This is a genomic window from Streptomyces sp. NPDC088116 (assembly GCF_044741745.1).
Taxonomy (GTDB): domain Bacteria; phylum Actinomycetota; class Actinomycetes; order Streptomycetales; family Streptomycetaceae; genus Streptomyces.
Genome location: NZ_JBIUTF010000023.1, coordinates 1 through 4708, shown reverse-complemented (window position 1 = coordinate 4708; position 4708 = coordinate 1). Strand labels below are relative to the sequence as shown.

Genomic DNA, 4708 nt, shown 5'->3' with positions numbered 1-4708 from the left:
AGCCACCTGCACCGCGAACAACCCAGCCTGCGTATACAGAGTCTCATCCAGCAAACCCGGCTCGCTGTCGATCACCTCACGGATCGGACGCGGCAGATGCCGATCCAGCTCCGCACACACCTCATCAAAGGCTTCGGCGAACACCGGGAACGCAGCCGACAACTGCGAACCCATACCGGGGCGTTGGCTACCCTGACCGGAAAACACCACCGCCAAGGGAACCGAACCCGGCGATCCGGTCACCACCCCGGTGCCTGGCCGGTCCTCGGCGAACGCCTGCACGCCGTCCAGCAACGTCTGCCGGTCGCGGCCCAGTACCACCGTCCGATACTCGAACACCGACCGACTCGTGACCAACGCCCGGCCGACCAGCACCGGATCGACCTCCGGCTGGTCAGAGACCCACTGACCAAGTCGGACAGCCTGCTCCCGCAACGCCTCCGCCGATTTGGCCGACAGCAGCCAGGGAACGACTCCGCCCCGGACCACACCCGGTTCCACCACGGGGGCGGATTCGGGTTCTTCGAGGATCAGATGCGCGTTCGTACCGGAAATACCGAACGACGACACCCCGGCCCGGCGGGGATGGCCGTTCACCTGCCAGGGCACCGGCTCGGTCAACAGCTGGACCGCACCGGCCGACCAGTCCACATGGGACGACGGCGCGTCCACATGGAGCGTCCGCGGCAACATGCCGTGCCGCATCGCCAGCACCATCTTGATGATGCCCGCCACGCCCGCGGCCGCCTGGGTGTGACCGAGATTCGACTTCAGCGAACCCAGCCACAACGGCCGTTCCTCCGGCCGGTCCTGACCGTACGTCGCCAGCAGCGCCTGCGCCTCGATCGGGTCACCCAGCCGCGTACCGGTGCCATGCGCCTCCACCACATCGACCTCGGCCGAAGACAACCGCGCACTCGCCAGCGCCGCACGAATCACCCGCTGCTGCGAAGGACCATTCGGCGCCGTCAGACCATTCGACGCACCGTCCTGATTCACCGCACTGCCACGCAACACCGCCAGCACCTGATGCCCACGCTTGCGCGCATCGGACAGCCGTTCCAGCACCAGCACACCGGCCCCTTCACCCCAGCTGGTTCCGTCCGCGGCTTCGGAGAAGGGTTTGCACCGGCCGTCGGCGGCCAATCCGCCCTGCCGGGAGAATTCCACGAACACCTCCGGGGTGGACATCACCGTCACCCCACCGGCCAGCGCCATCGAACACTCACCGGACCGCAGTGCCTGCGCGGCCAGATGCACCGTCACCAGGGAGGAGGAACACGCGGTGTCCACCGTCACCGCCGGGCCTTCCAGGCCGAGCGCGTACGACACCCGGCCGGTGAGAACGCTTCCGTAGTTGCCGGTGCCGTTGAAGCCGTCGCTGTCGCCCGGACTCAGCGCCGTCTGAGTCGCGTAGTCGTGATACATCAACCCGAGATAGACACCGGTCGCAGTGCCACGCAGCGAATCGGGCACGATTCCCGCCCGCTCCAACGCCTCCCACGCCGTCTCCAGCGCGAGCCGCTGCTGCGGGTCCATCGCCACCGCCTCACGCGGCGAAATACCGAAGAATCCCGCGTCGAACTCCGCCGCGTCCTTGAGGAATCCGCCGTGGCGGGTGTAGGTGGTTCCCGGGCGAAGCCGGTCGGGGTCGTACAGTCCGGCCACGTCCCAGCCGCGGTCGGCCGGGAATTCAGTCACTCCCTCGGAACCGGCGGCCAGCAACTCCCACAGCGCCTCGGGGGAATTCACTCCGCCTGGGTAACGGCACCCCATCCCCACGATCGCGATCGGCTCGTCCAGCGCACCGGCCGCGGCGTTCCCGAGCACGGGAACCTCGTCCGCCTGCTCACCCAGCACCCCGGCCAGCACGAACCCGGCCAGCAACCGCGACGTCGGATAGTCGAAGGCCAGGGTCGCCGGCAGGTGCAATCCGGTCACGGCGGTGAGGCGGTTACGCAGTTCCACCGCGGTCAGCGAGTCGAAGCCCGTGTCACGGAAGGTCGCATCGGCGTCGACCCGAACAGCCGAGGCGTGTCCCAGGACGATGGCCGCTTGAGCACGCACCAGTTCGAGCACCGCCGAGTGGCGCTCCTCGACCGGCAGCGCGGCGAGCCGGGCGGCGAGATCATCCTTACCGGCCGTGGTCGCCGCGGACCGACGGCCCGGACCACCGGTCAACCCACTCAGCAACGACGAGACGGTTCCGGCGGCTCGCATGGCCGCTACATCCAGCCGCGCCGCCACCACCAACGACCGGTCCAGACGCGTCGCCGCGTCGAACAACGCCAGCCCCTGCTCATCGGACAACGCCCGAACGCCGGCCCGAGCCCACCGGGCCAGGTCCGCTTCGCCCAGGCGCCCGGTCATCCCCGAGCCCTGTTCCCACAGTCCCCACGCCAGCGACTGACCGGCCAGGCCCGCCGAACGCCGCTGTTCCATCAGCGCGTCCAGCGCGGCGTTCGCCGCCGCATAACTTCCCTGCCCCGCAGAGCCGAGCGTGGCCGCCGCGGAGGAATACACCACGAACAGTCCCAGGTCCTTGTCCTGGGCCAGTTCGTGCAGATGCCACGCCGCATCGACCTTCGCGCGCAGCACCACGGCCAGCCGCTCCGGGGTCAACGACTCCACCGTCGCGTCATCCAGCACACCAGCCGCATGCACCACACCCGACACCGAACGCTCGGCGAACACTGCCGCCAGCGCATCACGATCAGACACATCACACGCCTGGATCGATACCCGCGCTCCCAGCTCATCCAGCTCAGCGGCCAGTTCATCCGCGCCCGGAGCGTCCATACCCCGGCGTGAGAGCAGCAGCAGATCGCGCACGCCGTGGGCGGTGATCAGATGCCGGGCCAGCAGCGCACCCAGCACCCCGGTACCCCCGGTGATGACCACGGTGCCCGCAGCCACCTGGTCCGGCACCGCTTGACCGGCACCGGTAGCCCGTACCAGACGCCGCACACTCAACACGCCCGCACGCAGAGCGATCTCCGGCTCACCGCTGTGCACCACCGGTGGCAGAACACCCTCGATGTCGACGTCGGCATCGAGGTCCAGGAGAACAAAACGTCCCGGGTGCTCGGATTGCGCGGAACGCACCAGGCCGGTCACCGCGGCGGCGGCCAGATCGTCGCCGTCAACCGCGCCCCGAGTGAGCAGAACCAGCCGCGAACCCTCCGCGCCCGGCTCGGCCAGCCACTCCTGTAGCCAGTTCAGCACCGTGGCCGTCACCGTCTGCACCGACTCGAGGCCATCGCCGGCCGGGACCTGGGCGACCACCACGGCGGGCAGTTCGCCCTCGGCCTGGCCGTGCCAAGCCCATTCCACCGCGGTGTTGTCCGGGTCGGCCAGCGGGATCCAGTCCACACCGAACAGTGAGCGCCCCGTACGTCCTCCGCCGGACGTGTCCGGGGCGGTGGTGATCGGCCGCAGCCGCAAGGAGTCCGCGCTGAACACCGGCTGCCCGGCCGGATCGTACGCCTCGACCCCGACCCCACCGTCCGCACGGTGGGACAACCTCACACGCAGCACCGACGCACCGGTGGCGTGCAACCGTACGCCGTTCCACGCGAACGGCAGGCCCACCCCGTCCCCGCCGGGCTGAGCGGTCAGGCCGATCGGGTGCAGGGCCGAGTCCAGCAGTGCCGGGTGCACCCCGAATCCGTCGACTTCGGTTCCCTCGGCCAGAGCCACCTCGGCGAACACGTCCGCGCCGGACTGCCACACTCCACGAAGCCCCTGGAACACCGGTCCATAGCCGTAGCCGTCCTCGGCCAGGCGCTCATAGGCACCGTCCACCGGCACCGGCCGCGCACCTGCCGGGGGCCATGCCCCCGGCCACTCCGGCGCCGGGGCGGACCGCGTACTCAGCAGACCGTCGGCGTGCTGAACCCACTCATCGTCATCGTCGGCACGCGAGAAGATGCCGACCACCCGACGGCCGTCCTCATCGGGCTCGGCCACCCGGATCTGCACCCGTACGCCGCCCTGCTCGGACAACAGCAACGGGGCCTGCAACGTCAGTTCGTCGACCACCGCGCAGCCGACGCGGTCACCGGCGTGCACGGCCAGATCCACGAACGCCGTTCCCGGCAACAGCACCGACCCGAGTACGGCGTGGTCGGCGAGCCAGGGGTATGTGGCCAGCGACAACCGACCGGTCAGCGCCAGCGCGTCTCCACCGGCCAGGGCCACTTCCGCGCCGAGCAGACTGTGCCCAGGCTCGCCCTGCCCCAATGACCGGGCGTCGCCGGGCCGCACTCCGGCGAGCGCGGGCCAGTACCGCTGCCTCTGGAAGGCGTAGGTCGGCAGGGGCACCGGGCGCGTGCCTGTCCCCAGCAGCTCGGACCAGTCCACGCCGAGGCCGTTCACGTATGCCCCGGCCAGCGCGGACATGACCGTTTCGGGCTCGTCGCGTTCAGGCCGCAGCACCGGAATCCACACGCCACTGTCCACCGTGGCCATCGCACTCAGCGTCCCGGCCGGCCCGGCCTCCAGGAACAGCTCCGCACCCAGTTCACGCAACTTCAGAACCGCGTCGTGATAACGCACCGTGTCCCGCACATGCCGAACCCAGTACAACGGATCACACACATCCGCATCCGCCGTACCCGATACGACGGGGATCCGTGGCTCACGCCATGTCACCCCCGCCAGCACCCGCGCGAACGAATCCAGCATCGGCTCCATCAACGGCGAATGG

General features: G+C 69.6%; 1 protein-coding gene. It reads right to left on the bottom strand.

Annotated elements, in window-relative coordinates:
* A partial coding sequence (locus ACIOJD_RS34510; protein WP_401920584.1) for an SDR family NAD(P)-dependent oxidoreductase occupies positions 1-4686 on the bottom strand: 4686 nt, incomplete at its 3' end.
* Positions 4687-4708: the final 22 nt, after the last annotated feature.